The organism is Luteitalea sp. TBR-22 (assembly GCF_016865485.1).
Taxonomy (GTDB): Bacteria; Acidobacteriota; Vicinamibacteria; order Vicinamibacterales; family Vicinamibacteraceae; genus Luteitalea.
Window position 1 is genome coordinate 2,840,692 of the sequence record NZ_AP024452.1, and the last position, 23,255, is coordinate 2,863,946.

Here is a 23,255-nt window from a genome sequence, read left to right on the forward strand (position 1 = left end):
GGGCCCGGGGCCGGACGCCGGGCGGCTACCGCTTCACGGAACGCCGCGGCCGGGGAGGTGCCTGTCCGGCGGGCAGGGTGGCGCCCTCCGCCGGGAACCTGGCGAGGACGTCGTGCAGGTGGTCGTCGGGGTGATCGACGACCACGACCTCGGCGACCCGCTCGTGGCGTCGGGGCGAGGCCGGATGGGGGTGCCCTGGCGACCCGGTACCCGTTTGCGTCGGCGCGGGGCCGAGGAGCAGGTCGGTGAAGATGTGGGCGAGTTTTCGCATGCATTCCCCGGCCACGCGGCATACCGGGCGAGGCGCCTCATGGCCCCGGCGACAGTGCCTGGGCCGCGGCGAGCGTCCGGTGCCGCGCGTGCGGGCGACTCCTTAGACGCGTGCGGCGGCCCTCATGTTGCACATCGGCCCGACGACCGGCGTTCGTGAGCCCGGCGCGTCAGTCGGCCACGACCCCCGAGGGCGGTGCGCCGGGGGCAGGAGCCGCGACGGTGCGTCCGGGGCCGCGTAAGGTGAGGCCGACGTACACGGGGACGCCGAGGACCAGCAATGCGAGGCCCCAGGCGGCCGTCGACCAACCCACGCTGGCGATCACCCAGGCGCACGCCAGCAGCGCGCACATCGCGACCGCGACATGGCGGCTGCGGGCCGGATCGGTGCGGCCCGTGCGTCCGAGCACGAGGCTGGCCAGCGCCGCGGCGGCGTAGGGCACCACGGTGGTGAGCGTCGCGAGCAGGCCCATGAACGTGAACGCGTGCACCAGGCCGTCGGCGGCGTTCAGGAGCAGCAGCCCGCTCGCGAGGCCGCCGGCGACGATGTAGGACTGCGCCGGGACGCCCTGCGGCGACAGGCGGGCGAACGGCGAGGGGAACAACCCGTCGCGGGCAGCGGCCATCGCCGTCTGGCCGGCCTCGAGCATCGTGACGTTCAGGCAGCCTGCCACCGAGACGATGGCCCCGAGCGTGATGACCGTGGCGGCGAGCGGGCCGAGCACCTGGCGTCCGACGTCGGCCAGTGGCGCCCGAGAGGCGAGGAGCGCATCGGGCGCGACGCGCGTGAGCGACACGTACGACACGAGCAGGTAGATCGCGCCGACGGTCAGCGTGCCCCACAGCAGCGCGCGCGGCACGGTACGCGCCGAGTTGGTCACGTGCTCGGAGGGCACGGTCGCCGCCTCGATCCCCACGAAGTTCCAGAACGCGAGCGCGAACACGGAGCCGAGGAGCATGACCGGCGAGCCGGGCACCGTCGCGGCCGGCAGGGGCGCCGCCTCGCCGATCCAGAGGCCACCGAGGCCCACCACCAGGAGCGGCGCGATCTTCAGCACCGTGGTCACCAGCGACACCAGCCCTGACTCGCGCACCCCGATGCAGTTCACGCCGACGGTGAGCCAGACGGCCGCCAGGCCGCAGGCCACCGTCACGCTGCGGCTCGCCGCGATGGCCGGCACCAGCGCGCCGACGTAGGACGCGCACGCCAGCGCCATGGCGGCCACCGACACCCACAGGCTGATCCAGAATCCCCAGGCGACGAGGAAGGCGGGGAAGTCGCCGAATGCGGCGCGCGTGTACGCGTAGCAGCCGCCACTGGACGTGATCCGGCGCGCCAGGTGCCCGAGGGTGAGCGCGATGGCCAGGGCCCCGGCGGTGGCCGCGGCCAGGCCGACGAGGCCGGTGCGGCCGTACGGTGCCATCACGGCCGGCATCATGAAGACGGCACTGCCGATCGCGCCGCCGACGACGAGGCTCCAGCACTGCCAGAATCCCAATGACTTGGCTGACACGGCGACTCCGGCAGTTGCCTGCGGTGACCTGTCCGCCCGCCCACGATTCGATTCACTGTGGGCCGGACAGTCGGGGCGATCCGGTTCCTGACCGAGACCTCAGGACGCCGACCGCCATGCACTCGAGCTCGAGGCGGCGGAGTATAGCAGAGCCGGCCCGTGGTGGCCCTTCGCCAGCGCGTCGGAGACACCGCCACGCGCGGCAGCGCACGCTTCCGGAAAGGAAGCACGGTTGTGACCGGAATCGACCCTGCGAGGATGGTGCGCAGTACTGGATTCGAACCAGTGACCCCCGCCGTGTGAAGGCGGTGCTCTACCGCTGAGCCAACTGCGCACTCGAGGTGGGGAGTGCTTCGGACAGGTCGCACACTCGCGACCAGCACGAACCTCGGACTATAGCGCAGCTGCCAGGGTGAGGCAAGTCCTCGGGGCGCTCCGCATCACCCCCAGGCGTGCACCGCGAGCCACCACGCGGCCGCCACGCCAACGCCCAGGATCGTGTCGACCAGGAAGTGGTAGCGACCCACTACGGTCGCCACGCAGATGGCAGCGGCAGTCGCCCCGAAGACTGCCGCCCAGGGCGCCCCGAGCCCGACGAGCGCCATGGCCACCGCCGCGGCGCCGGCTGCGTGACCGCTCGGAATCGTGTTCATCAGGTGACTGCCGCGCGCCAGCACGAATTCGTTCGCGCCGCGCAGCGCAGAACGCGTCCGCAGCTCCGTCGTCCACGCCTCGAGGGTGCGTGGCGGCCGCGTGGGCAGCCAGGCGAGCGCCAGGTAACACGTCGCCTCGGCCGGAAACACCACGCGCCAGTACTGGTCCACGGCGTCGACCCCGCCCGCAGCCCACGCCGACCACGCGCCGAGCGGCAGCATCGCGTACACCGCGAGGTATGCCGCCTCCAGCAGGCCGAGCAGCCACGGCTGATCCCGAAGCCAGTGCTCGGGATGCGCAGCGCCCATCGCGCGGCGGTCGACCTCGACCAGCCACGCCTCCAGGCGCGTGTCGGGGGCGAGGAAGAATGCCCCGCAGATCCGGTATGCCGCGAGCACGTACAGGGCCGGCACGAGGTTGCGGACGGCGACTGCCACGCCCGTGTCCGGGAGGAGCGCCACCAACCGCACGACCGCGCCAAGCCCGAGGATCCCCGTCACCACGCGCATGCGCGCCGTGGACGGAACGCGTCGACGCATCGACACCAGCAGCGCCACGGCGCACCACGCCAACACGAGCAACTCGGACCCACGCAGCGCTGGCATCATCACGGAGTGTGTGGAGTGTGCCCCAAACGGCTCATGGGCATACGTCCATGTCCCCTCACCGTGCTTTCTGAGCCCTGAGCCCTGAGCCCTGAGCCCTGAGCCCTGAGCCTTGAGCCGGAAGCCTTGCCCCTCGAGCTCGGACCGATGCCCCTCGAGCCCTGAGCCCTGAGCCGTGTGATCATCGCCTCGTGACCGATCGCGGCTCGCGCCTCGTCTACTCGTCCGACGGTGGGAAGACCTGCCCGAAGTGCGGCTGGCCCGCCACCAACTGCCAGTGCTCCACGCAGCGGGCAGCGCAGGAGCCCCTCCCGACGCGCATCACCGCCAGGCTCCGCATGGAGAAGAAGGGCCGCGGCGGCAAGACCATGACCGTCGTCGACGGCCTGCCGCGCAACGACGCCTTCCTGAAGGACCTTTGCGCCGAGTTGAAGCGCCTGTGCGGCACGGGCGGCGCCGTCGCCGACGGCGCCATCGAGCTTCAGGGCGACCTGCGCGATCGCCTTCGGCCGCACCTCCTCGCCAGGGGTTACATCGTCAAGGGCTGAACGCCGAACGGGCAAACGCAGAACGTCGGACGCCAGACCACGAAGGCCGAAGGCCGAATGACGAAGGCCGGCCGTCGACCGGAGTACGATGTCGCCACCGATGCGACTCCTCCATCTTCCTGACGTTCGCCTGGCCCTGTCGTGTGCGCTCGTAGCCACGGGGCTCGCGCTTCCCGTTGCCGCGCAGGACGTGGTGACGGGGACTCCCGAGATCGTCGTCACGCCGACCGTTCCATCGTGGACCTATCCCGTCGGCGCGCCGGCGTCGTTCCGCGTCGAGGTGCGACGCGACGGGCATCCGCTCCCTGGCGTCGCCGTCACGGTGCGATGCGGTCCGGAGATGCTGCCGCCGACGCTGACCAGGGAGATCACCAGCGGCACCGCGCCGGTGACCATCGACGCCGGCACGATGAGCACTCCGGGTTTCCTGCGGTGCATCGGTACGGCGCAACACGAGGGCCGCAGCTATCGCGGCCTCGGCACGGCCGGCTTCGACCCGCAGAAGCTCGCGCCCACCGTCACCGATCCGGCCGACTTCGATGCCTTCTGGGACGCCGGCAAGGCGGCGCTGGCAAGGATTCCCATCGACCTGACGCGTGAGCTGCTGCCGTCGTATGGCGGTCCGGGCATCACGGTGTCGCACGTGAGCTTCCAGACCGTCGGACTCGATCCCAACGGCACCGGCACGAGCCGGATCTACGGCATCCTGTGCGAGCCGTCAGCGCCCGGACGGTACCCGGCGCTGCTGTCGGTGCCCGGTGCGGGCGTGCGGCCGTACCGCGGACTCATCGCGCCGTGCCAGCGCGGCATCATCACGCTCCAGATCGGCATCCACGGCCTGCCGGTCACGCTCGACCCCGCGGTGTACACGGGGCTGGGCGCCGGCAGCCTGAATCGCTACTTCATGAACAACGTCGAGGACCGCGATCGATTCTTCTACCGTCGCGTGTACCTCTCGACGGTCCGCGCCAACGACGTGCTCGCCAGCCTGCCCAACTACGACGGCACGAACCTCGGCGTCGTCGGCGGCAGCCAGGGCGGCGCCCTCGCGATCGTCACCGCTGCCCTCGACGCGCGCGTCAAGGGCCTCTCCTCCACGTACCCTGCGCTCGCCGATCTCACCGGCTATCTGAACGGGCGTGCCGGTGGCTGGCCGCACTTCTTCCATCCGACGCGGCCGGGCCCGAAGCCCACGCCCGAGGCGCTCCGCACGCTGCCGTACTACGACGTGGTCAACTTCGCGCGCCGCGTCAAGGCGCCCGGCATCTACACGTGGGGCTACAACGACGAGACCGTGCCGCCGACCTCGATCTTCTCGGCGTTCAACGTGATCACGGCGCCGAAGCACTGGATGCTGGCGCTGACGACAGGGCACAACACGACGCCGGAGCAGAACGGTCGCATGGAGGCCTGGATGGAGGAGTTGCTCAGGACGGGCCGCCGCCCCGCAGCGATTCCGATGCCGCCGCCCCCGACCCTGCCGTAGGTGCAGGCGTCGACCGCTACACCTTCAACACCGGACGCCGGCCGTCGCTACACCGTGCCGAACAGGCGGTCGCCGAAGTCGCCGAGGCCGGGCACGATGAACTTCTGCGCGTTCAGGTGGCTGTCGATGGCGGCGGTGTAGACCTGCACGTCGGGGAAGTGCCGCTCGACCTCGGCGATGCCCTCGGGCGCCGCGACGATGCACAGCAGGCGCAGGCGACGCGCGCCACGCGAGGCGAGGAGTTCGAGCGAGGCGACGGCGCTGCCACCGGTGGCCAGCATGGGATCGATCAGCAGGACTTCGCTGGCGTCGAGTCCCACCGGGAACTTCGCGTAGTACTGCGAGGCGACGGCGGTCGCCTCGTCGCGCTGCAGCCCGATGTGCCCGACGCGAGCGTGCGGCACCACCGACAACACCGCCTCCAGCATGCCCAGTCCCGCGCGCAGGACGGGGACGACCACCACGTCGGTCGCGATGCGCGCGCCCTCGGCGGGTCCGAGCGGCGTCTCGACCGTGATGACCTCGGTCGGGAGATCGCGCATCGCCTCGGTCGCAATCAGCACGCTCAACCGCTGCGCGTACTGGCGGAAGAGGGGCGAGGGCGTCTGCTTGTCGCGCAGCTGCGTCAGCAGCGCGCGGGCCACGGGATGGGAGATGAGGTGGACCGGCACGCCCCGACTCTACCCGCACACCAACCGGTACGCAATCGGCGACGCGTCGTCGCGCGTCAGGACCAGGTCTCGACCCGGACGGGGCCGCCGAGCGCGGCCTCGACGGCGCGACGCGTCTGCGCCGACGGGCAGACCAGCACGCGGACCGCAGACGCACGCAGCAGCGGCACGTCGCGGGCGCTGTCGGTGTAGCACGCACGCCAGGGCGGCGGCACGCCGGCGGCCTCGGCAAGAGGCACCTTGCGCTCGCCGTAGCAGTGCACGGCGATCACGAGTCCGCCGACGCGCCACCGGGCCACCGATCCCACCACGCGCACCCGTGGCAGCCCGAGGGCCAGCACGAACGCGTGCGCGAGAGGCGCCGCGCAGCCGGTGACCACGGCGACCGGCACGCCGCGCTCGCTCTCGGCGCGCAGGCGCTCGATGGCCGGCCCACGCAGCTTGGTGCGCGACGGTGGCCGGGGCGCAACGAAGCTGCGCGCGAAGCGGCGGAACTCACGGAAGACCTCCCGCGGACGTCGCCCCACCGTCGCGATCCAGAAGAACGTGGTCGTGGCGTGGCGCCGCCATCGCGGCGAGAGGAAGAGCGGCAGCACGAGAGGGGCGACCAGGAGCGCAGGCAGCATGCGGACCGGCCGCCGCCGCATCGCGTCGAGCAGATACCAGCGGGCGAGGTCGCCACGAATCAGCGTGCCGTCGAGATCGAACAGGATCGCGCCGTGAACGGGCTGCGGCTGACCGGCACGCGGGGACATGGCTCCATTCTGTCCGGGCAGGCGCCCGATGTTATCTCGTCCATCCGTCGTACCCGGGCCAGCGCTGCCGGAACTCCGGCAGCCACGATGGGCCGCGCACGAGCAGAGCCGTGGAGCAGGCGTCGCACACGAGCGACGAGGGGCCGGTCACCCCGGCGCCCCGCGCCTGCTGGACCGGTTCGCCCGTGGCCGGGTCGAGCACGTGACCGTACGACACGCCATCGACCTCGAAGGCGCGACCGTGCGGGGCCGAGACCGCCAGCGCGCCGTCACGCAGCCGGATGCCCCCATTCGGACCGTCCCAGCCGATGGGCCAGGCGTCGTCGCCAGGCGGGTGCCCGATCACGTGCACGCTGCTCGTCCCCCCGTGCAGCAGCGCCGACGTGACGCCGTGCTCGCGCAGCACGCCGATCGCGAGATCGATGGCGTAGCCCTTGCCGGCCGCGCCGAGGTCGATGGCCACGCCCGGGCGCGCGAGCGCGACGGTGAGCGCGTCCTCGTCGACGATCACCTGGTCGGCGCCGACGAGCAACCGCGCCTCCGCAATGGCTGCGGCGTCGGGCACGACGCCGACCTCGCCAGCCGCTCGCCACAGGCGGACGAGCGGCCCCACCGTGACGTCGAAGGCCCCATGAGTGGCCCGCGCCAGTCCAAGGCACTGTCGCAGCACGCGGCAGGTCTCCGCCATGACGCGTACCGGCCCGGCCGCGCCGTCGCGGTTGATGCGGCCGATGTCGCTCGCCGGGGCGTAAGCCGAGAGCAGCTGCTCGGCGCGCGTGATCTCGGCGAGCGCCTCCTCGCCGGCCGCGCGGAGCCGCATGGCGTCGTCGCCGTGCAGCACGAGCTCGAACCGTGTCGCCATGGCGTGCACGGCGAGGAGAACGGGGGCAGGCACGGGGACAGGGTAGACGGGTATGGCGGAACGCGGATCGGGGAACGCGGATCGGGGATCGCGAATCGGCGAGCGGTTGGGTGGGGGAAGTCGGAGGGCCGCACGGGAAGTCCGGCCGCGCGCGGGTGCGTGGCCGGGCGCGGCCCTCCGGACAGGGCGGCGACGCCGGAAGCGGCAGGGAGGGACATGCCGCGCCCGGCGTCACCAGGAACCGGCGAGGGAGGCAGGGCTCGCCGGCTCGGGAATCGACGCTAAGTGAGGCGCTTCTTCGTTTCGTCGAAGCTGACCTGGCGCTTCTGGCGATACGCGGTCTCGGCCATCGAGACGATGGTCTGCACGCGCACGCCGAGTTCGATGTCGCAGTTGGGTGGCGTGTTGGTGCGCATCGACTGGATGAAGTTGCGCATGTGCTTGAGGTGCGACTCACCGGAATCGGGCACGGACTCGTCGCTGGCCTCGATCTCGTCGGTGTAGGGGCGCTCCGGCTGGAGGAGCAGCTTGGTGCCGCCGGCCAGCAGGTTCGCCTTGTTGCCGCGGATCACGTCGTCGACGCCGCGCTCGTTGGTCGTCGCCCCGGCCAGGAAGATCATCTGGCCCGACGGGAACTCGACCATCATCAGGGTGGTGTCGGCCACTTCCCGCGGGTCGCCCCACGGCTTGCCGTCCGGCCCCGGTCCCTTGTCGGTGCCGACCAGATCGCCGCCCATGCAGGCGACGCGGCTCGGGTAGTCCTTGATGTCCATCGCGAGCATCAACGGGTGCAGTCGGTGCGGCCACAGGTCGCCGATGATGCCGTTGCCGTAGTCCCAGTACTTGCGCCACCGGAAGTAGCGCTCGGCGCTGAAGGCGCGCTTGGGGGCGGGGCCCAGCCACGTCTGCCAGTCGATCGTCTCGGGCGTGCCCTCGGGATCGATCTCGTAGTTCCACTCACCCTTCGGGTTGTTGCGGCAGTAGCTGCCGGTGGCCCACAACACCTTGCCGAGCTTGCCGGCCTTGACGACCTCGCGGGCCTTCAGCCACTTCGGGTCGGAGCAGCCTTGCGAGCCGACCTGCACCAGCTTGCCCGACGCCTTCGCGGCGGCCTGCACCTTGAAGGCCTCCTCGAGCGTGTGCGTCATCGGCTTCTCGACGTACACGTGCTTGCCGGCGTTGAGCGACGCGATCGTCAGCGCGGCGTGCCAGTGGTCCGGCGTCGCGACGACGACGGCGTCGATGTCCTTGCCGACCGCGGCCATCATCTTGTCGTAGTGCGGGTAGGCGATCGACTCCTGCAGCTTGTTCAGCTCACAGGCCTTGGCGCGTGCCTTCGACCACACGTCGCAGATGGCGACGACCTGCACGTTGTCGTTCTGCGTCAGCTCGCCCGCCAGGTTGCGCAGGTGGCCGCCGCCCATGCCCTTCACCCCCACCACCGCGAAGTTGATGCGGTCGTTGGCGCCAAGGACGCGGCCCGCCGACTTCGCGGTCTGCGGCAGCGCGCTCGCGGGCCTGGCGGCGACGATCGACGCGGCGACGGCGCCGGCGGTCGTGCCGGCGGTGGTGCGGATGAAGTCCCGGCGGGACAAGCCCGGGGTGTGCTCGGTGGCCATGGGTGTCGGCTCCTTCTGGTGGTGGACGCGGCCGGCCCGTCCGGGCCGGCGCACGTGCCGGCCCCGGGCGCCGACCGTCTGGCTACAGCGTGAACGACTCGGGTGCGAGCTCGATGCGCGTGCCGGTGAGCGAGGCCTCGTGGGCCTTGATCGCCGTCACGGTGGCTTGCAGGCCCTCGAGGGCGCCTGCGTTCACCGGGGCCTTGCCGCGCATCGCCCAGGCGAAGTTGTCGAGCGCAAGGTACAGCGCCTCCTGCTCGGGCTCGACCGGTCCATCCTTGCCCGGCTCCTTGCCGGCCGCGAGGATCTTGGTGGCGTCGGCCACGAGGGCGATGCCGACGTCGTCGTGCACCGGCTCCTTGCGGGCGTAGACTTCCCACCCGAGCAGGGCCGAGTCCGCTTCCTTGAACAGCCAGGCGCGCTTCTCGCGCACCAGCAGACTGCTGTTGTTGCCCTGGAAGGTCGCGTAACTGCCGCCGAACGAACTGGTGAGGGTCGCCGCGTACGTCGCGCGGATCGCCTTGCCGTACTCGAACAGGCACGTGACCGAGTCGGGGATCTCGCGGCCGTCGTTCCAGGCGACGAGGGCGCTCGAGCCGCTCACGGCGGTGGGCAGCTTGTCGAGGTAGCTGGTGGCGAGGTCGAAGTGGTGGATGCCGATCTCGCCGGGCAGGCCCGCCGACGTCGCCCTGGCGAGCCGCCAGTTGACCACTTTCTCGCGCTCCGGGGTGGGCGCGGCGCGGCGCCAGCTGTCCTTCTTGTTCCACTGCGCCTTCACCAGGGCCGTCTCGCCGAGCACCCCGGACTTCACGAAGTTCCATACGTGCTTCTGGAGCGCGTTGGAGCGGCCCTGGAGCCCGCTCGCGAAGACCAGCGTGCCAGCGCCCTTGGCCGCCTGCGCGATGGCGCGCGTGTCGTCGACGGTCGAAGCCAGCGGCGCCTCGCAGTAGACGTGCTTGCCGGCCTGCAGCGCCGCCAGCACGATTTCCTTGTGTGTGTGCGTCGGCGTCGCGATGATCACGCCCTCGACGTCGGCCATCGCCAGCACGGCCTTGTAGTCGGCCACGGCCTGCGCTTTCGGGGCGGCCTCCTGCGCGCGCTTGAGGAACGGCGCGTAGCTGTCGCACACGGCGACCAGCGCCAGGGCGTTGACGCGGGAGAGGTGGGTGAGCAGTTCGCGCCCCCACGGGCCGACGCCGATCAGGGCGACCTTGACGGGCGGCCCCTCCCAGACGGGCTCGTCCTGGGGCGGAAGGTGAGCGGCCGACAGGCCGCGCTCACCGAGGAGGGCGCCGAGGGTGGCTGCCGCGCCTGCGAGGAACAAGCGACGGTCGAGAGGATCTGCCATGCGGGCTCCTGCCGGAAATCCGGCGGTCGACGCAGTATCCCTCTGAAACCGCCGGTTTTCCGCCTGATATTCGTGTCGGATTCGGCCTACAGCGTTCCCATCAGCAGGAGTGGCAGGACCCCGCCTGCCGCCGGCGTCATGGCCGCCGTCCCAGGTCGCCGGGCTGTGGGTACGTAGCCGCCGACCTTCAGGTCGGCGGGCGGCACGCTACAATGGGCAGTTCGCGACCGGGCGGATGGACCGTCCGTGGCCGCGACCCTTCTTCCCATGCTTCGACTCGGCATCGTCGGACTCCCGAACGTCGGCAAGTCCACGCTCTTCAACGCGCTCACGTCGGCCGGGGCCCTCGTGGCCAACTACCCGTTTGCCACCATCGAGCCCAACACCGGGATCGTCACGGTGCCCGATCACCGCCTGGGCACGCTGGCCGAACTCGTGTCGCCCGAGCGCACGGTGCCCGCGTCGGTGGAGTTCGTCGACATCGCCGGCCTGGTGAAGGGCGCGAGCCAGGGCGAGGGCCTCGGCAACCAGTTCCTCCACAACATCCGCGAAGTCGATGCCATCGTCCACGTGATCCGCTGCTTCGAGGACGAGAACATCCAGCACGTGATGGGCGCGCCCGATCCGTCGCGCGACCGCGAGATCATCAACATCGAGCTGGGCCTGGCCGACCTGTCGACGGTGGAGAAGCGCCTCGAGAAGTCCGTGAAGATGGCCCGTTCCGGCGACGCCGCAGCCAAGGCCGAAGTCGCGATGGTGGAGGCCGTCAAGGCGCTCCTCGAAGCCGGCAAGCCGGCGCGCCTGTACGAGCCGACCGACGAGATGCGGCCCGCCTTCAAGGGGCTGAACCTCCTCACGTCCAAGCCGGTGCTGTACGCCGCGAACGTGCGCGAGGACGAAGCGGCCGACGGCAATGCCTTCGTCGAGGCCCTGAAGGCGCGCATCGACGAGGAGCACGAGACGGCGGAGGTCGTGGTGTTCTCCGCCAAGGTGGAGGCCGAACTGGCCGAACTCGAGCCCGAGGAGCGCGCCGAGTTCCTCGGGTCGCTGGGGCTCACCGAATCCGGGCTCGATCGTCTGGCGCGCGCCGCGTACCACCTGCTCGGCCTGCGCAGCTACTTCACTGCCGGCGAGAAGGAGGTCCGCGCGTGGACCATTCATGCCGGCGACAAGGCGCCGGCCGCCGCGGGCGTCATCCACACCGACTTCGAGAAGGGCTTCATCCGGGCCGAGACGGTGGCGTTCGACGACTTCGTCCGCGTCGGCGGCTGGAAGCCGGCGCGCGAGCAGGGACTCGTCCGCTCGGAAGGCAAGGAGTACGTCGTGCAGGACGGCGACGTGCTGCTGTTCCGGTTCAACGTCTGAGCCGTGCCAGCGCCGATCTAGCGCGACGCCAGCTGGGTCGCCATCGGGAGACGGATCTCGAAGGCGGCGCCAGTGCCGGGTCCGTCGCTGTGCACGTGCACGGCGCCACCGTGCCGCAGGACGATGGAGTGGACCAGGGCGAGTCCAACGCCCAGCCGCGCCGCCCCGGCCCGGTCGTCCTGCAGGAACAACGAGAAGATCTGCGGCAACAACTCGAGGTCGATGCCGGTGCCCGTGTCCACCACGCGCACCACGGCGTCGTCGCCGTCCCGCGTCGCCGCGATCGACACGGTCCCGCCGGGGGGCGTGGCGCGCGCGGCATTGTGCAGGAGGTTGGCCAGGGCCTGCTGCAGTCGCGCGGCATCGGCCGAGACCTCGAGCGGCGCTTCGGGCACCTTCACCTCCAGGCGGACGCCGTGCTCGGCGAGCCATTCCCTGTGGCCGTCGACCGCGCCGGTGATGACGTCGCAGAGATCGCACGGGCCGGTCTCGAACTGGAGTCGGCCCTGCTTGATGCGCGTCAGGTCGTTCAGGTCGCTGATGAGGCGCGACAACTGCGCCACCTGGCGGTCGACGATGCGCGCGACGTGCCCGCGGTCCGCCGCCGGGTCGCGCAGCGCCCGCGCCGCCACGGTGATGGCCTGCAGCGGTTGCCGCAGTTCATGCGCGAGGACGGCGAGGAAGTGGTCCTTGTAGGCGTCGCGGGAGGCCAGTTCTGCCTCGAGTTGCTTCTCGGCGGTGATGTCGAGGAAGGCGACGGCGACGCCATCGCCAAGCGGCACGGCGATGTTGCGGTACCAGCCGTCGATGCCATCGGCCCGGTAGTGGAGCGTCGTGTCATGCGGCTGGCGCGTCGTCACCACGCTGCAGTACAGCGGGAACAGCGTGTCGCGGTTTCCAGGCACGACGTCCAGCAGCCGCCGGCCGGTGAGCTCGGTGAGCGAGGCGTGCAGGGCGCGTTCGGCGGCGGCATTGGCGTACAGCCAGCGGAAGTCGACGATGGCCCCGGCCTGGTCGCGGACGGCTTCGAGCACGGTGAACGGCTGCAGCGAGGCGTCCTGCGCGGCCCTGAAGCGTGCCTCGCTCGCCGCGAGCGCATCGCGGGCAGCCGTGCGCTCCCGCACCTCCGCTTCCAGCGCCATGCGGGCGTCTTCTGCCTCGCGCCGGGCTCGCTGGAGTCGCTCCGCGCCCACCGCCGTCAACACGCCGATCGTTGCGAAGATCCCCAGGGCCACCAGCGTCGCCGGGTCGTCGATCGCCCAGCGCCGCACGGGCTCCAGCAGCGCATAGCTGACGAACAGCAAGGAGATGGCCAACGACAACAGCCCGGCGCTGAGGCCGCCGGCCAGGCTCGAGAGGATGACCGCGCCGTAGAACAGCAGGAACGGGAAGCGAGGGCCGATCAGCGGCGTCAGGGCCACCTGGGCCGTGCCCAGGGCGAGCGTCAGCGCCGCGGCAAGGGCGTACCGCGCCGGTCCTGCAACGGGGCGTCGCAAGCCAGGCATGTCGGTCAGGGATCCGGGCTCATCGTAGGGAGTGCGCGGCGGCGCGTCAACGCGGCTGATTAGTCCTGTACGATCGCGCCGATGAGTCTCCGTCGCCTCACGCCATCCGTGGCGCGCGCCCTGCGCCTCCTCGTCATCACCGCGCTGGCCGTCGCCGGCCCCGGCGCCTCCTCGGCGCGGCCGACGGGGCAGGGCCGCCAGGCGGCCTCGATCGTCATCACCGGCGGTACGGTCGTCACCGTCGACGACCAACGACGCATTCTCGCGCCCGGCGCCATCGCCATCGCCGGCACCGACATCGTCGGCGTGGGCACGCCCGAGGAGATTGCCGCTCGCTTCGTCGCCAGCGAGACGATCGATGCGACCGGGCAGGTCGTGATGCCGGGCCTCGTGAACACCCACACGCATGCCGCGATGGTGCTGTTCCGCGGGCTCGGCAACGATCTCAACCTGCAGGACTGGCTGACGAAGTACATCTTTCCGGCAGAGGGCAAGACCGTGGCCGCCGACTTCGTGCGGGCGGGCACCCGGCTGGCGGCGCTGGAGATGATCCTCGGCGGGACGACGACCTTCGTCGACATGTACTACTTCGAGGAAGAAGTGGCCAAGGTCGCGCGCGAGGCGGGCCTGCGGGGCGTGCTCGGGCAGACCGTCATCCAGTTTCCCGTCGGCGACGCGAAGACACCCGAGGAGGCGCTGGCGCGCACGCGTGCCTTTGCCACGGCCTTCCGTGGCGACCCGCTGGTCACGCCGGCGGTGGCCCCGCACTCGATGTACACGCTCAGCGCCGAGACGTTGCAGGCGGCCGACCGCCTGGCGCGCGAACTGCGCATCCCGCTGCTGATCCACCTCGAGGAGACGAAGACCGAGCGCGACGACTCGCTGAAGGCGCACGGCCTGACGCCGACCGCCTATCTGTCGAAGCTGGGGGTGCTCGGCCCGCACGTCCTCGGCGCGCACGGCGTGTGGCTCGGCCCCGACGACATCGCGACGGCGGCGAGGGCCGGCATGGGCATCTCGCACAACCCGGAGAGCAACATGAAGCTGGCCAGCGGCACGGCGCCGGTAGCCGCCTACGTGGCCGCGGGCGTGCCGCTCGGCCTCGGTACCGACGGCGCGGCGAGCAACAACGATCTGGACATGTTCGAGGCGATGCGCCAGGCGGCCTTCCTGCAGAAGGTGGTCCGCAACGATCCCACTGCAGCCCCGGCGTCCCTCGTGCTGGAGATGGCGACGCGACGGGGCGCGGCCGCGATCGGGATGGCCGATCGCATCGGCCAGTTGACGCCGGGACGACGCGCCGACGTGATCATCGTCGACACGCGCGCGCCGCACCTGCAGCCGATGTTCGATCCCGTCGCGCAGGTCGTCTACGCCGCGAAGGGCAGCGACGTGCGGACGACGATCGTCAACGGCCGCGTCCTGATGCACGACCGGGTGGTCAGGACGCTGCCGTCAGGCGAGGTGCTCGCGGAGGCAGCGAAGATGGCCGAGCGCGTGAAGGCGGCGCTGCCGAGGTAATTTGAAATTGGAAATTCGAAATTCTTCGCGCGCCGGCTACGCCTGGCGCGGCGAGGGCCGATAGGCCGAGCCGCCGGGAATTTCAAATTTCAAATTTCAAATTGCCACCTATCCCTCGTCGAGCACGCCGATGTAGGGCAGGTTCCGGTAGATCTCGGCGTAGTCGAGGCCGTAGCCGATCACGAAGCGGTCCTCGATGGTGAAACCCACGTAGTCCACGGGGACCTCCACCTTGCGCCGTGAGGGCTTGCTCAACAGGCAGGCTGTCTTCAGCGATCTCGGCCCGCGGGCCCGCAGGATCTCCTGCAGGTACGTCAGCGTGAGCCCGGTGTCGACGATGTCCTCGACGATGATGACGTCGCGGCCTTCGATGCCGGTGTCGAGGTCCTTGACCAGGCGGACCTCGCCCGACGACCGCGTCGCCTTCTGGTAGCTCGAGACGACGATGAAGTCCAGGGTCACCCGCCGATCGAGCGCCCGGACCAGGTCCGAGAAGAAGACGAAGGCGCCTTTCAGCACGCAGACCATGTGCAGGTCGCGGGTGCTGGCATAATCAGCGCGGATCTGTGCGGCGAGGTCGGCCACCCGGGCGGTAATCGCCTCCTGCGTCAGCAGCGGGGTGGGGTGGTCGGGGAGGGACTCGGGATCGAGGGCCATTCGACCGGCGCAGGCTAGCACACATGGCACGTTTCGCGATGATCACGGAGGCCGACGCCCGCATGCTGCCCGAGGGCAGCACGGTGGAGCTGTTGCCCAGGGGGCACATCACCCCGCTGGCCGCCGACACCCTCCGCGATCGGCGCATCACCGTCATCCGTGCCGATCAGGCGGTGGAGGGGGATGGCGCCGACCTCGTACCGGTCGCCCCGGTGCGGCGAATCGTCGTCGGCAGCGACCACACGGGCGTGGCGCTCAAGGCCTTCCTCGTGTCGGCCCTGCGCGGACGCGGACTGGCCGTGGCGGCGGTGGGGCCGGAAGGGGCGGCGCCCGCGCCCGCCGACTACCCGGACATCGCCGAGCAGGTGGGGCTGGCCGTGGTGCGCAAGGAAGCCGACGCCGGCATCGTCATCGACGGCGCGGGACTGGGCTCCACCATGGCGGCCAACAAGGTCGCGGGGGTGCGTGCGGCGCTCTGCCTGAACGAGACGTTGGCGCGCTATGCACGGCAGCACAACGGCGCCAACGTCCTGGCCCTCGGGGCTTCGCTGCTGTCGACCACCGACGCCCTGACCATCGTCGACACGTTCCTGGCCACGCCGATGACCGAGCCGCGCTACATCCGGAGATTGCTGAAGCTGCAGCGCCTCGACAAGACACGCGGGTAGCCCCCGACTCCCGATTCCCGACTCCCGACTCCCGACTCCCGATTCCCGACTCCCGATTCCCGACTCCCGACTCCCGTGTCCTTCACCGCCCTCGACGTCGATCGACTCGTCGCCATCATCACCGAGGAAGTCCTGCGCGCCACCGGCGTGGCCGGACCCGTCGGCCGTTGTCCGTGCCACGACCTGCACGCGGAGTGCTGTCCCGACCGGCTACGCGGGGTGCTCGACGCCGGTGCGTCGCGGCTCGGGCTGCAGGCCTCGGGGGCGCCGACCGGGTCGGTGGCCGGCCTCATCGACCACACCCTGCTCAAGCCCGACGCGACGCGCGCCGAGATCGAGACGCTGTGCGCCGAGGCGCGCCAGTACTCGTTCGCCACCGTGTGCGTCAACCCGACGTGGGTCCCCTCGTGCGCGCGCCTGCTGCGCGGCAGCGCCGTGGGCGTGTGTACGGTGGTCGGCTTTCCCCTCGGGGCGACGACGGCCGACGTGAAGCAGTACGAGACGCGGCGGGTGATCTTCGACGGCGCCACCGAGGTGGACATGGTGATCAACATCGGCGCGCTCAAGTCGGGCGACGTACGCACCGTGCAGCTCGACATCGAGGCCGTGGTCGACGTGTGTCGCGCCGCCGGCATCGTCAGCAAGGTGATCATCGAGACGGCGTTGCTGACCGACGAGGAGAAGGTGACGGCCTGCACCCTGTCCAAGGCGGCAGGCGCGACGTTCGTGAAGACGTCGACGGGCTTTGCCAAGCACGGCGCCACGCCTGCCGACGTGGCCCTGATGCGTCGCGTGGTCGGCGCCGAGATGGGCGTGAAGGCGGCGGGTGGTGTGCGCGACCTGAGCGGCGCGCAGGAGATGGTCAAGGCCGGCGCCACCCGGATCGGGGCGAGCGCCGGCGTCAGGATCGTGCAGGAAGCCAAGGGCGGCGCCGTCGCGTCCGGCCCTGGTGGTGGCTACTGATAATTCGAAATGTGAAATTTGAAATTGATCGGCGGCCGGCCTGTCGGCCTTGCCGCGCGCAGCATCTCGAGGGGCGGCGGCGAAGCCCCGCCCCCCGTGAATTTCAAGTTTCGACTTTCAAATTGTGAGGGTCGGCGTGCGGCCTTCCACCCACTCGGCGACCTGCGAGGGCGAGAACTGGACGCCGGTGTAGAACGGGCCGAACTCGCCGTAGTCGGCACTCGCCTCGTCGAAGCGCATCTCGTAGATCAGCTTCTTGAAGACCACCGGGTCGTCGGCGAACAGGTCGACGCCCCACTCCCAGTCGTCGAAGCCGATCGAGCCCGAGATGATCTGCGTGACCTCGCCAGCGTAGAGGCGGCCGATGTGGCCGTGCTCGCGCATCATGGCGGCGCGCTTGTCGAACGGCGTGCTGTACCAGTTCTTGATCTCGCCGCGCCGCTTGTCCATCGGGTAGAAGCACACGTAGCGGCGAGACGGGAACGCCGTGAACAGGCGGCTGCTGACGCGTCCCTGCTGCGCCTGCATGGCCTCCTTCTGCGCGGCGCGGTACTCGTCGGTGCCGTGCGCGAGTCCACGCTCGGTGAGCTGCTCGTGGATCTTGGCCGTCATCTCGTACATGCCCAGCTCGACGATCGACACATAGGAGGTCGTCGACTCGAACGCCTCGGCGATGGGCAACCGGCTCACGTCCAGTTGTGCCTGCACCAGCGCGTCGAACGTGCGGCGCGCGTGGACCAGCATCAGGTCGGCCTTGTGGCCCAGCATCGCCACGGCGATGGTGGCGCCGTCGCCGGCGACGCTCTGCTCGAGGAAGCCACGCAAGCCGTCGGCCAGTTCGGCGCGCTCGTCGTTGGTGGCCTGCACGAGCGTCGGCCAGGAGACACGGAACATCTGGTGCAGCAGGCACCAGCCTTCGAGGGTTTCAGGTACGGTCAGCACACCGACAGGCTACAACACGCCGCCGGCTCGGCGCGTCAGCGGCGCAGGATCCCCAGCAGGTGGCTGGAGGTGTCGGTCCAGGGGCGGCCGCGCGGGGCCTGCCGGACGTCCCCGAACGTCGTGAGCGCGCCGGGGTCGCGGGCCAGCAGGACCCAGGTGCTGCGAGAGGTGTCGTTGTCGACCAGGTCGTCCTGAACGATCACCGAGGCGAGCCCGGCCGTGGCTCCCCCTGCCTCGACAATGCCTTCGAGGTCGAGGTACCGGTTCGACACGTGGACCGCCAACACGCTCCGCGGGCCGGCCAGGTGGCGGGCATAGATGGCGAACGCCTCTTGCGTGAGCAGGTGCACCGGCACCGCGTCGCCGCTGAACGCATCGACCGCGAACACGTCGAAGCGGCGGGGAGCCGAGGCGGCCAGCGAGAGCCGCGCGTCGCCGTCCACGATCTCGACGCTGGCCGGCGTGTCGCGCAGGTACGTGAACCACGGCCGGTCCCCCATGCTCAACGCGACGACGTCCGGGTCGATCTCGAAGTACACGAATGCGTCACCGGACCGCCCGTAGGCGGCGAGCGTGCCGGTGCCCAGCCCGATCACGCCGACGCGCGCCGGCCGCGACAGGGTCGAGAGCGCGCCGAGTGCCAGCCCGACGCCGCTGGTCGGCGTGTAGTAGGTCGTCGGGCGCATGGCCTTGTCCGATGCCAGGTACTGGTGTCCGTGCATGGTCGTGCCGTGCTGCAGGATGCGGTAGCGATCGCCGTTGTCGAAGGCGGTCTCGCGCACTCGCAGCGCGCCGTAGAAGCTGCGCGACGTGAAGACCGCGTCGCTGGTGAACGTCTTCCAGTCCACGAACGTCTTGCCGGCCAGCACCCCGCCGAGAATCGACAGGAGGAGGCTCGCCGCGACGCCGATGCGACGTCCGGGCGCGGATGTGGCGCTTCCGGACGCGAGGCCGTGCACCAGCGCCAGCAGGAAGGCGGCGGCGGCCAGGGCGAGCGGGTACTCGTAGATGCCGTCGAAGGCCACCGGCGCGCCCAGCGCCACCAGGCCGCTGCCCAGCGCACCGCCCGCGGCGACCAGCAGGTAGAAGCGCGTGAGCCACGCTGGCGCCGGCGCCCGCAGTGCCAGCTCGCCATGGAAGCACCACCCGACGGCGGCCAGTTCGGCCACCGTCACCGCGAGCATGACGCGCGTCGACCACTCGACGAGCGCCGCGGCCGCGCCAAGCGACACCAGCAGCGTCAACAGCGTGCGGTGGTACCACCGCGGCCGCTCGAAGGCGACGATGAAGGTCACCAGGTAGACGGCCAGCGGCACCATCCACAGGAAGGGCACGGCGGCGATGTCCTGCGTGATTCGCGTCGTGGTGGCCTGCAGCAGCGCGGCGGGAACCGCGGCCAGCGCCACCCAGAGGATCTGGGCGTCGCGCCCGGGTGCGTCGTCCTCGCCCGTGGGCGCATCGACCGATGGCCGCGGCACCGCGACGCCGCGCATCCCCAACGCACACGCCAGCAGGGCCGCTGCGCACAGCGCGAAGAGCCACGTCCATGCTCGACCCTGGGCGTGGACGTCGAGCGCGGGTTCGACCAGCAGCGGATAGGAGATCAGTCCGAACAGCGACCCGAGATTCGACAGGGCGTACAGGCGGTACGGGGATCGACCCGGGTAGCGCTCGGCGAACCAGTGCTGGACGAGCGGACTGGTGCTGGCGAGCACGAGGAACGGCAAGCCGATCGCCGTGAGCAGCAACAGGCCGATCTGCCACTCGGGCGATCCGCCCGGCCCGGGCGCCCAGGTGTCGCCGGGCGTGACCGGCGACGGCCACCTGATGGCCCGCCAGGCCAGCAACGCCAGGGTGGTGAGGATCAGCCCGACGTGGACGCGCACCTGCACGTGACGTGGCCGGCGCGCCAGCGCGTGCGCGTACCCGTAGCCGGCCAGCAGCAGCACCTGGAACGCGACCAGGCAGGTGGACCAGACGGCCGCTGCGCCACCGAACCACGGCAGCACCAGCTTGGCCAGCAGGAACTGGATCTGGAACAGCAGGCAGGCGCCGATCGCGATGGCAGTTCCCAGCAGCGCGGCGCTCACGCGTTCACCAACGGAGGGCGTCGAGCAGGTGGCTCGAGGCGTCGGTCCAGGCCTCGGCGGGTCCCGCGGCACGCGGCGTACCGAGTCCGGACAGGCGCGCGGGGTCGCGTGACAGCAGCATCCAGGAGGTCTTCACGGCGTGGCCCGCGTCGGGCTCGTGCTCGACGCTCACCGCGCTGAACCCGGCCGCCGCGCCCCCGGCCTGCACGATGTCTTCAAGGTCGAGGTAGCGGCTCGAGACGTGTACCGCGAGGATGCTGTCCCGGCGCCGCAGGTGCCGGGCGTACAACGTGAAGGCCTCGCGCGTCACCAGGTGTGCCGGCACGGCGTCGCCGCAGAACGCGTCGATGACCAGGATGTCGAACGCCGACCCGGGCGCGCGTTCGAGCGCGAGGCGGGCGTCGCCCTCGACCACCGACACCTCGGCGTGCGAGTCGCGCAGGTACCGGAATACTGGCGTCTCGGTGGTGGAGAGCTCGACGATGCGGCGGTCGATCTCGAAGAAGGTGAAGGCATCGCCGGGGCGACCGTACACGGCCAGCGTGCCGGTGCCGAGGCCGACGACGCCGACGCGCACCGGAGTGGCGGAGGCATGCACGGCGGCGAAGGCGCGACCGATGCCGCTGTCGTGGGCGTAATAGGCCATCGGCTCCCGCCTGCGCGCCTCGTCGAGGAACTGCTGCCCATGCAGCGTGGTGCCGTGCTGCAACAGGCGCACGCGGGCGCCCGAGGGGTGCACTTCGTCGCGCACGCGCACCGGACCGAAGAAGCTGCGGGAGGCGTGCACCACGTCGGCGCCACTGGTGAAGGTGGCCAGCACGAGGCCGGCGCCGACCATGCCGGCGACCCACGCGAGGGCCATCGCGATCGCGCGGTGGCGGGCCCCCGCCGGTCCCGGCGTCGCCTGTCCGTCGATGGCCCTGACGGTGGCCAGCGCCAGCAGCACCGCGATCAGCGTGATCGGGTACTCGATGGTGCTCGTGAAGAGCAGTGGCGCGCCGAGGCCGACCACGGCGCTCCCGAGCACGCCACCGCTCGACACCAGCAGGTAGTAGCGAGTGAGGGCAGACGGCGCCGGAGCGCGCACGGCCAGGTGGGCGTGCAAGGTCAGGCAGCCGAGCGAGAGCATCGTGAGCGTCACGGCGATGCCGATGGCCACCGGCCACTCGGGCAGCGCCAGCACGAGGCACAGCGTCGTCAGGGCGCTCAGCGTGGTGCGCGCGGGCACGCGGCGAATCTCGAAGGCCACGATGAAGGTCAGCAGGTACAGGGCCAGGGGCACCATCCAGAGGAAGGGCATCGCGGCGATGTCCTGCGTCAGGCGGGTCGTCGTGGCCTGCAGCAGCGCCGCAGGGACGGCCGACAGCAGCAGCCACAACGCCTGCGTGGAGAGGGCCGGCGCGGCGGCCGGCGCCGACGCTTCGGCGCGGCGTGGCGCGGCGACCGGCGGCACCCGTCGCATGCGGGCGACGATGCCCAGCATGACGAGGGTGTAAGCGGCGAACCCCACCGACCAGGCCGTGCCCTGCTGCCGCACGTCGAGATATGGCTCGACCAGGAACGGGTAGGTGACCAGGCCGAGGAGCGAGCCGACGTTGGACAGGGCGTACAACCGGTACGGCGAATCGTCGGGGAACAGGTCGGCGTACCACCGCTGGACGAGTGGGCTGGTGCTGGCCAGCACCATGAACGGCAGGCCCACGGCCGTGCCGATCAGCGCGGTGATCTGCCACACCGGCGAGCCGGCAGGCGACGGCTTCCAGTCCTCGCCGGGAGTGATCGGCGACGGCCACGCGAACGCACGAAGGCCGAGCAGCACGAGCACCGAGGCCAGCAGGGCGGCGTGCGTGGCCAGCTGCCGGCGGCGGGAGCCGCGCGTCGCGATGCCGTGCGCATAGGCGTAGCCGGCCAGGAGCAGCGCCTGGTAAATCACCAGAGCCGTCGACCACACCGCGGGCGCTCCGCCGAACCAGGGCAGCACCAGCTTGGCCAGCAGGAACTGGACCTGGAAGAGCAGGCAGGCGCCCAGGGCGACGGCCATGCCGAACGCTGCGGCGGCAAACCTCATGACGGCGGCGGGGTGTCCGGGCCGGGGTCGGGGGGCACCATCGGCGCCTGGCTCACCAACAGCGTGCGATGGGCGACGGGCAGCTCGATGCCTTCGTCCTCGAAGCTGCGCTTGACGCGGCGCAGGAACTCACGGCCGATCACCCACTGCTTGCTGGGGACCGTCTTCAGCCGCATCTTCACGTCGACGGCCGCATCGTTGAACCGGTCGACGCCCAGCACCTCCAGCGGACCGAGCATGAACGGCGCGAACTCGACGTCCTGCTGCATGCCGTCGGCGACCCGGGTGAGCACCTGCGTGACGCGGTCGGTGTCCTCGCGGATGTTGACGCTCACCGAGGTCACGTAGAACGAGAAGTCCTTGGTCTGGTTCGACAGCCGCTGGATGCTGCCGTTGGGAATCACGTGGACCGTGCCCGTCTCGTCGCGCAGGATGATGGTGCGCAGCGTGATGCGCTCGACCAGCCCGCCGGTCCCGTCGATGTTGGCCACGTCGCCGACCCGGATCTGGTCCTCGAGGATCAGGAAGAAGCCGCTGATGATGTCCTTGACCAGCGACTGGGCCCCGAAGCCGACCGCCAGGCCGACGATGCCGGCGCCGGTCAGGATGGGCGTGATGTCGACGTTCAACTCGCGCAGGATCATCAACAGCGAGATGGTCGACACCAGCACGTAGATGGTGTTCTGGATCAGGGTGCCGAGGGTCCGGGCCCGCTTGGCGCGCTCGATGACGTCGACGGTCGCCGAGGTGCCGATCTCGCCTTCGAGCCGCCGCACCACGAGCCCGGTCACGTGGACCACCAGCCACGCCAGCAGGGCGATCAGGGCGATCCGCAACCCCGAGCCCGTCAGCCAGGTCGCCAGGTGCTCCGGCGAGAGGCCGATGCGCGACTCGATCCCCACCATCGACATGGCAGGGAAGATCAGGACCGCCGCGACGAGCAGCGTGATGATGAAGCGCACCAGGCGCAGGGCCGCCCGGGTGGACTTGCGCTGGCTCAAGTCACCAGGGACGTGCCGGTTGATGCGTTCGACCAGGGCCGCCAGCACGCGCGACACCAGCTCGGCCACCAGGTAGGCGAGTGCCAGCACGATGACCCCGGCCAGCGTGGCACGCACCCAGTATGGGTAGCCTTCGAAGAGTC

General features: G+C 70.8%; 20 protein-coding genes and 1 tRNA gene. 6 read left to right on the forward strand and 15 right to left on the reverse strand.

Going from position 1 to position 23,255, the window contains the following annotated elements:
- Positions 1-25: 25 nt before the first annotated feature.
- From TBR22_RS11630 to TBR22_RS11645, 4 genes are all read right to left on the reverse strand, one after another.
- Positions 26-271 (reverse strand): hypothetical protein, encoded by a 246-nt coding sequence (locus tag TBR22_RS11630; protein ID WP_239493154.1) that lies wholly within the window; start codon positions 269-271, stop codon positions 26-28.
- A gap of 169 nt (positions 272-440) precedes the next feature.
- Positions 441-1,784 carry an APC family permease gene (locus tag TBR22_RS11635; protein WP_239493155.1) on the reverse strand — a complete coding sequence of 448 codons (1,344 nt, stop codon included), beginning with the start codon at positions 1,782-1,784 and terminating at the stop codon, positions 441-443.
- A 259-nt stretch (positions 1,785-2,043) separates the two neighbouring features.
- Positions 2,044-2,118 (reverse strand) — tRNA-Val (locus TBR22_RS11640).
- Between the two features lie 106 nt (positions 2,119-2,224).
- Entirely contained in the window at positions 2,225-3,043 is an 819-nt protein-coding gene (locus TBR22_RS11645; protein ID WP_239493156.1) for a phosphatase PAP2 family protein, read from the reverse strand.
- 191 nt (positions 3,044-3,234) lie between these two features.
- On the opposite strand from TBR22_RS11645, the gene TBR22_RS11650 reads away from it, so the two are divergent.
- A complete protein-coding gene (locus TBR22_RS11650) occupies positions 3,235-3,591 on the forward strand; it encodes a hypothetical protein (protein ID WP_239493157.1) in 357 nt (118 codons plus the stop codon).
- A gap of 100 nt (positions 3,592-3,691) precedes the next feature.
- Positions 3,692-5,077, forward strand: coding sequence for an acetylxylan esterase (locus TBR22_RS11655; protein WP_239493158.1), 1,386 nt, complete (start codon positions 3,692-3,694; stop codon positions 5,075-5,077).
- A gap of 47 nt (positions 5,078-5,124) precedes the next feature.
- Here the strand turns inward: TBR22_RS11655 and upp are convergent, their stop codons facing one another.
- The 5 genes from upp to TBR22_RS11680 form a co-directional block, all read right to left on the reverse strand.
- The gene (gene upp, locus TBR22_RS11660) at positions 5,125-5,748 is read right to left on the reverse strand and encodes a uracil phosphoribosyltransferase (RefSeq protein WP_239493159.1); all 624 of its coding nucleotides are present in this window, start codon (positions 5,746-5,748) and stop codon (positions 5,125-5,127) included.
- A gap of 56 nt (positions 5,749-5,804) precedes the next feature.
- Positions 5,805-6,503 (reverse strand): HAD family hydrolase, encoded by a 699-nt coding sequence (locus tag TBR22_RS11665; protein WP_239493160.1) that lies wholly within the window; start codon positions 6,501-6,503, stop codon positions 5,805-5,807.
- A gap of 31 nt (positions 6,504-6,534) precedes the next feature.
- Positions 6,535-7,398 carry an FAD:protein FMN transferase gene (locus tag TBR22_RS11670; protein ID WP_239493161.1) on the reverse strand — a complete coding sequence of 288 codons (864 nt, stop codon included), beginning with the start codon at positions 7,396-7,398 and terminating at the stop codon, positions 6,535-6,537.
- Positions 7,399-7,646: 248 nt separating this feature from the next.
- The gene (locus tag TBR22_RS11675) at positions 7,647-8,984 is read right to left on the reverse strand and encodes a Gfo/Idh/MocA family protein (RefSeq protein ID WP_239493162.1); all 1,338 of its coding nucleotides are present in this window, start codon (positions 8,982-8,984) and stop codon (positions 7,647-7,649) included.
- An 82-nt stretch (positions 8,985-9,066) separates the two neighbouring features.
- Positions 9,067-10,332 (reverse strand): Gfo/Idh/MocA family protein, encoded by a 1,266-nt coding sequence (locus tag TBR22_RS11680; protein WP_239493163.1) that lies wholly within the window; start codon positions 10,330-10,332, stop codon positions 9,067-9,069.
- A gap of 267 nt (positions 10,333-10,599) precedes the next feature.
- Between TBR22_RS11680 and ychF the strand changes: the two genes are divergently transcribed.
- Positions 10,600-11,697 carry a redox-regulated ATPase YchF gene (ychF, locus tag TBR22_RS11685; RefSeq protein ID WP_239493164.1) on the forward strand — a complete coding sequence of 366 codons (1,098 nt, stop codon included), beginning with the start codon at positions 10,600-10,602 and terminating at the stop codon, positions 11,695-11,697.
- A gap of 17 nt (positions 11,698-11,714) precedes the next feature.
- Here ychF and TBR22_RS11690 read toward each other — a convergent pair whose 3' ends face one another.
- Entirely contained in the window at positions 11,715-13,193 is a 1,479-nt protein-coding gene (locus tag TBR22_RS11690) for an ATP-binding protein (protein ID WP_239493165.1), read from the reverse strand.
- A gap of 90 nt (positions 13,194-13,283) precedes the next feature.
- Between TBR22_RS11690 and TBR22_RS11695 the strand changes: the two genes are divergently transcribed.
- Positions 13,284-14,723 (forward strand): amidohydrolase, encoded by a 1,440-nt coding sequence (locus tag TBR22_RS11695; protein ID WP_239493166.1) that lies wholly within the window; start codon positions 13,284-13,286, stop codon positions 14,721-14,723.
- Positions 14,724-14,831: 108 nt separating this feature from the next.
- Here TBR22_RS11695 and hpt read toward each other — a convergent pair whose 3' ends face one another.
- Positions 14,832-15,380, reverse strand: coding sequence for a hypoxanthine phosphoribosyltransferase (hpt, locus tag TBR22_RS11700; protein WP_239493167.1), 549 nt, complete (start codon positions 15,378-15,380; stop codon positions 14,832-14,834).
- Between the two features lie 23 nt (positions 15,381-15,403).
- Here hpt and TBR22_RS11705 point away from each other — a divergent pair, with 23 nt between their 5' ends.
- Positions 15,404-16,048 carry an RpiB/LacA/LacB family sugar-phosphate isomerase gene (locus TBR22_RS11705; protein WP_239493168.1) on the forward strand — a complete coding sequence of 215 codons (645 nt, stop codon included), beginning with the start codon at positions 15,404-15,406 and terminating at the stop codon, positions 16,046-16,048.
- Positions 16,049-16,297: 249 nt separating this feature from the next.
- Positions 16,298-17,011 (forward strand): deoxyribose-phosphate aldolase, encoded by a 714-nt coding sequence (gene deoC / locus TBR22_RS11710; protein WP_370651515.1) that lies wholly within the window; start codon positions 16,298-16,300, stop codon positions 17,009-17,011.
- Between the two features lie 117 nt (positions 17,012-17,128).
- Here deoC and hemQ read toward each other — a convergent pair whose 3' ends face one another.
- Genes hemQ through TBR22_RS11730 form a run of 4 tightly spaced genes read right to left on the reverse strand, consistent with a single transcriptional unit; the run spans position 17,129 to position 23,229 of the window.
- Positions 17,129-17,953, reverse strand: a complete 825-nt coding sequence (gene hemQ, locus TBR22_RS11715; RefSeq protein ID WP_239493170.1) for a hydrogen peroxide-dependent heme synthase — start codon at positions 17,951-17,953, stop codon at positions 17,129-17,131.
- Positions 17,954-17,988: 35 nt separating this feature from the next.
- On the reverse strand, positions 17,989-20,043 hold the full coding sequence (locus TBR22_RS11720; RefSeq protein ID WP_239493171.1) for a spermidine synthase: 2,055 nt from the start codon (positions 20,041-20,043) through the stop codon (positions 17,989-17,991).
- 4 nt (positions 20,044-20,047) lie between these two features.
- Positions 20,048-22,111, reverse strand: coding sequence for a fused MFS/spermidine synthase (locus TBR22_RS11725; RefSeq protein WP_239493172.1), 2,064 nt, complete (start codon positions 22,109-22,111; stop codon positions 20,048-20,050).
- A complete protein-coding gene (locus TBR22_RS11730) occupies positions 22,108-23,229 on the reverse strand; it encodes a mechanosensitive ion channel family protein (RefSeq protein WP_239493173.1) in 1,122 nt (373 codons plus the stop codon). Before TBR22_RS11730 ends, TBR22_RS11725 begins: the two co-directional genes overlap by 4 nt.
- Positions 23,230-23,255: the final 26 nt, after the last annotated feature.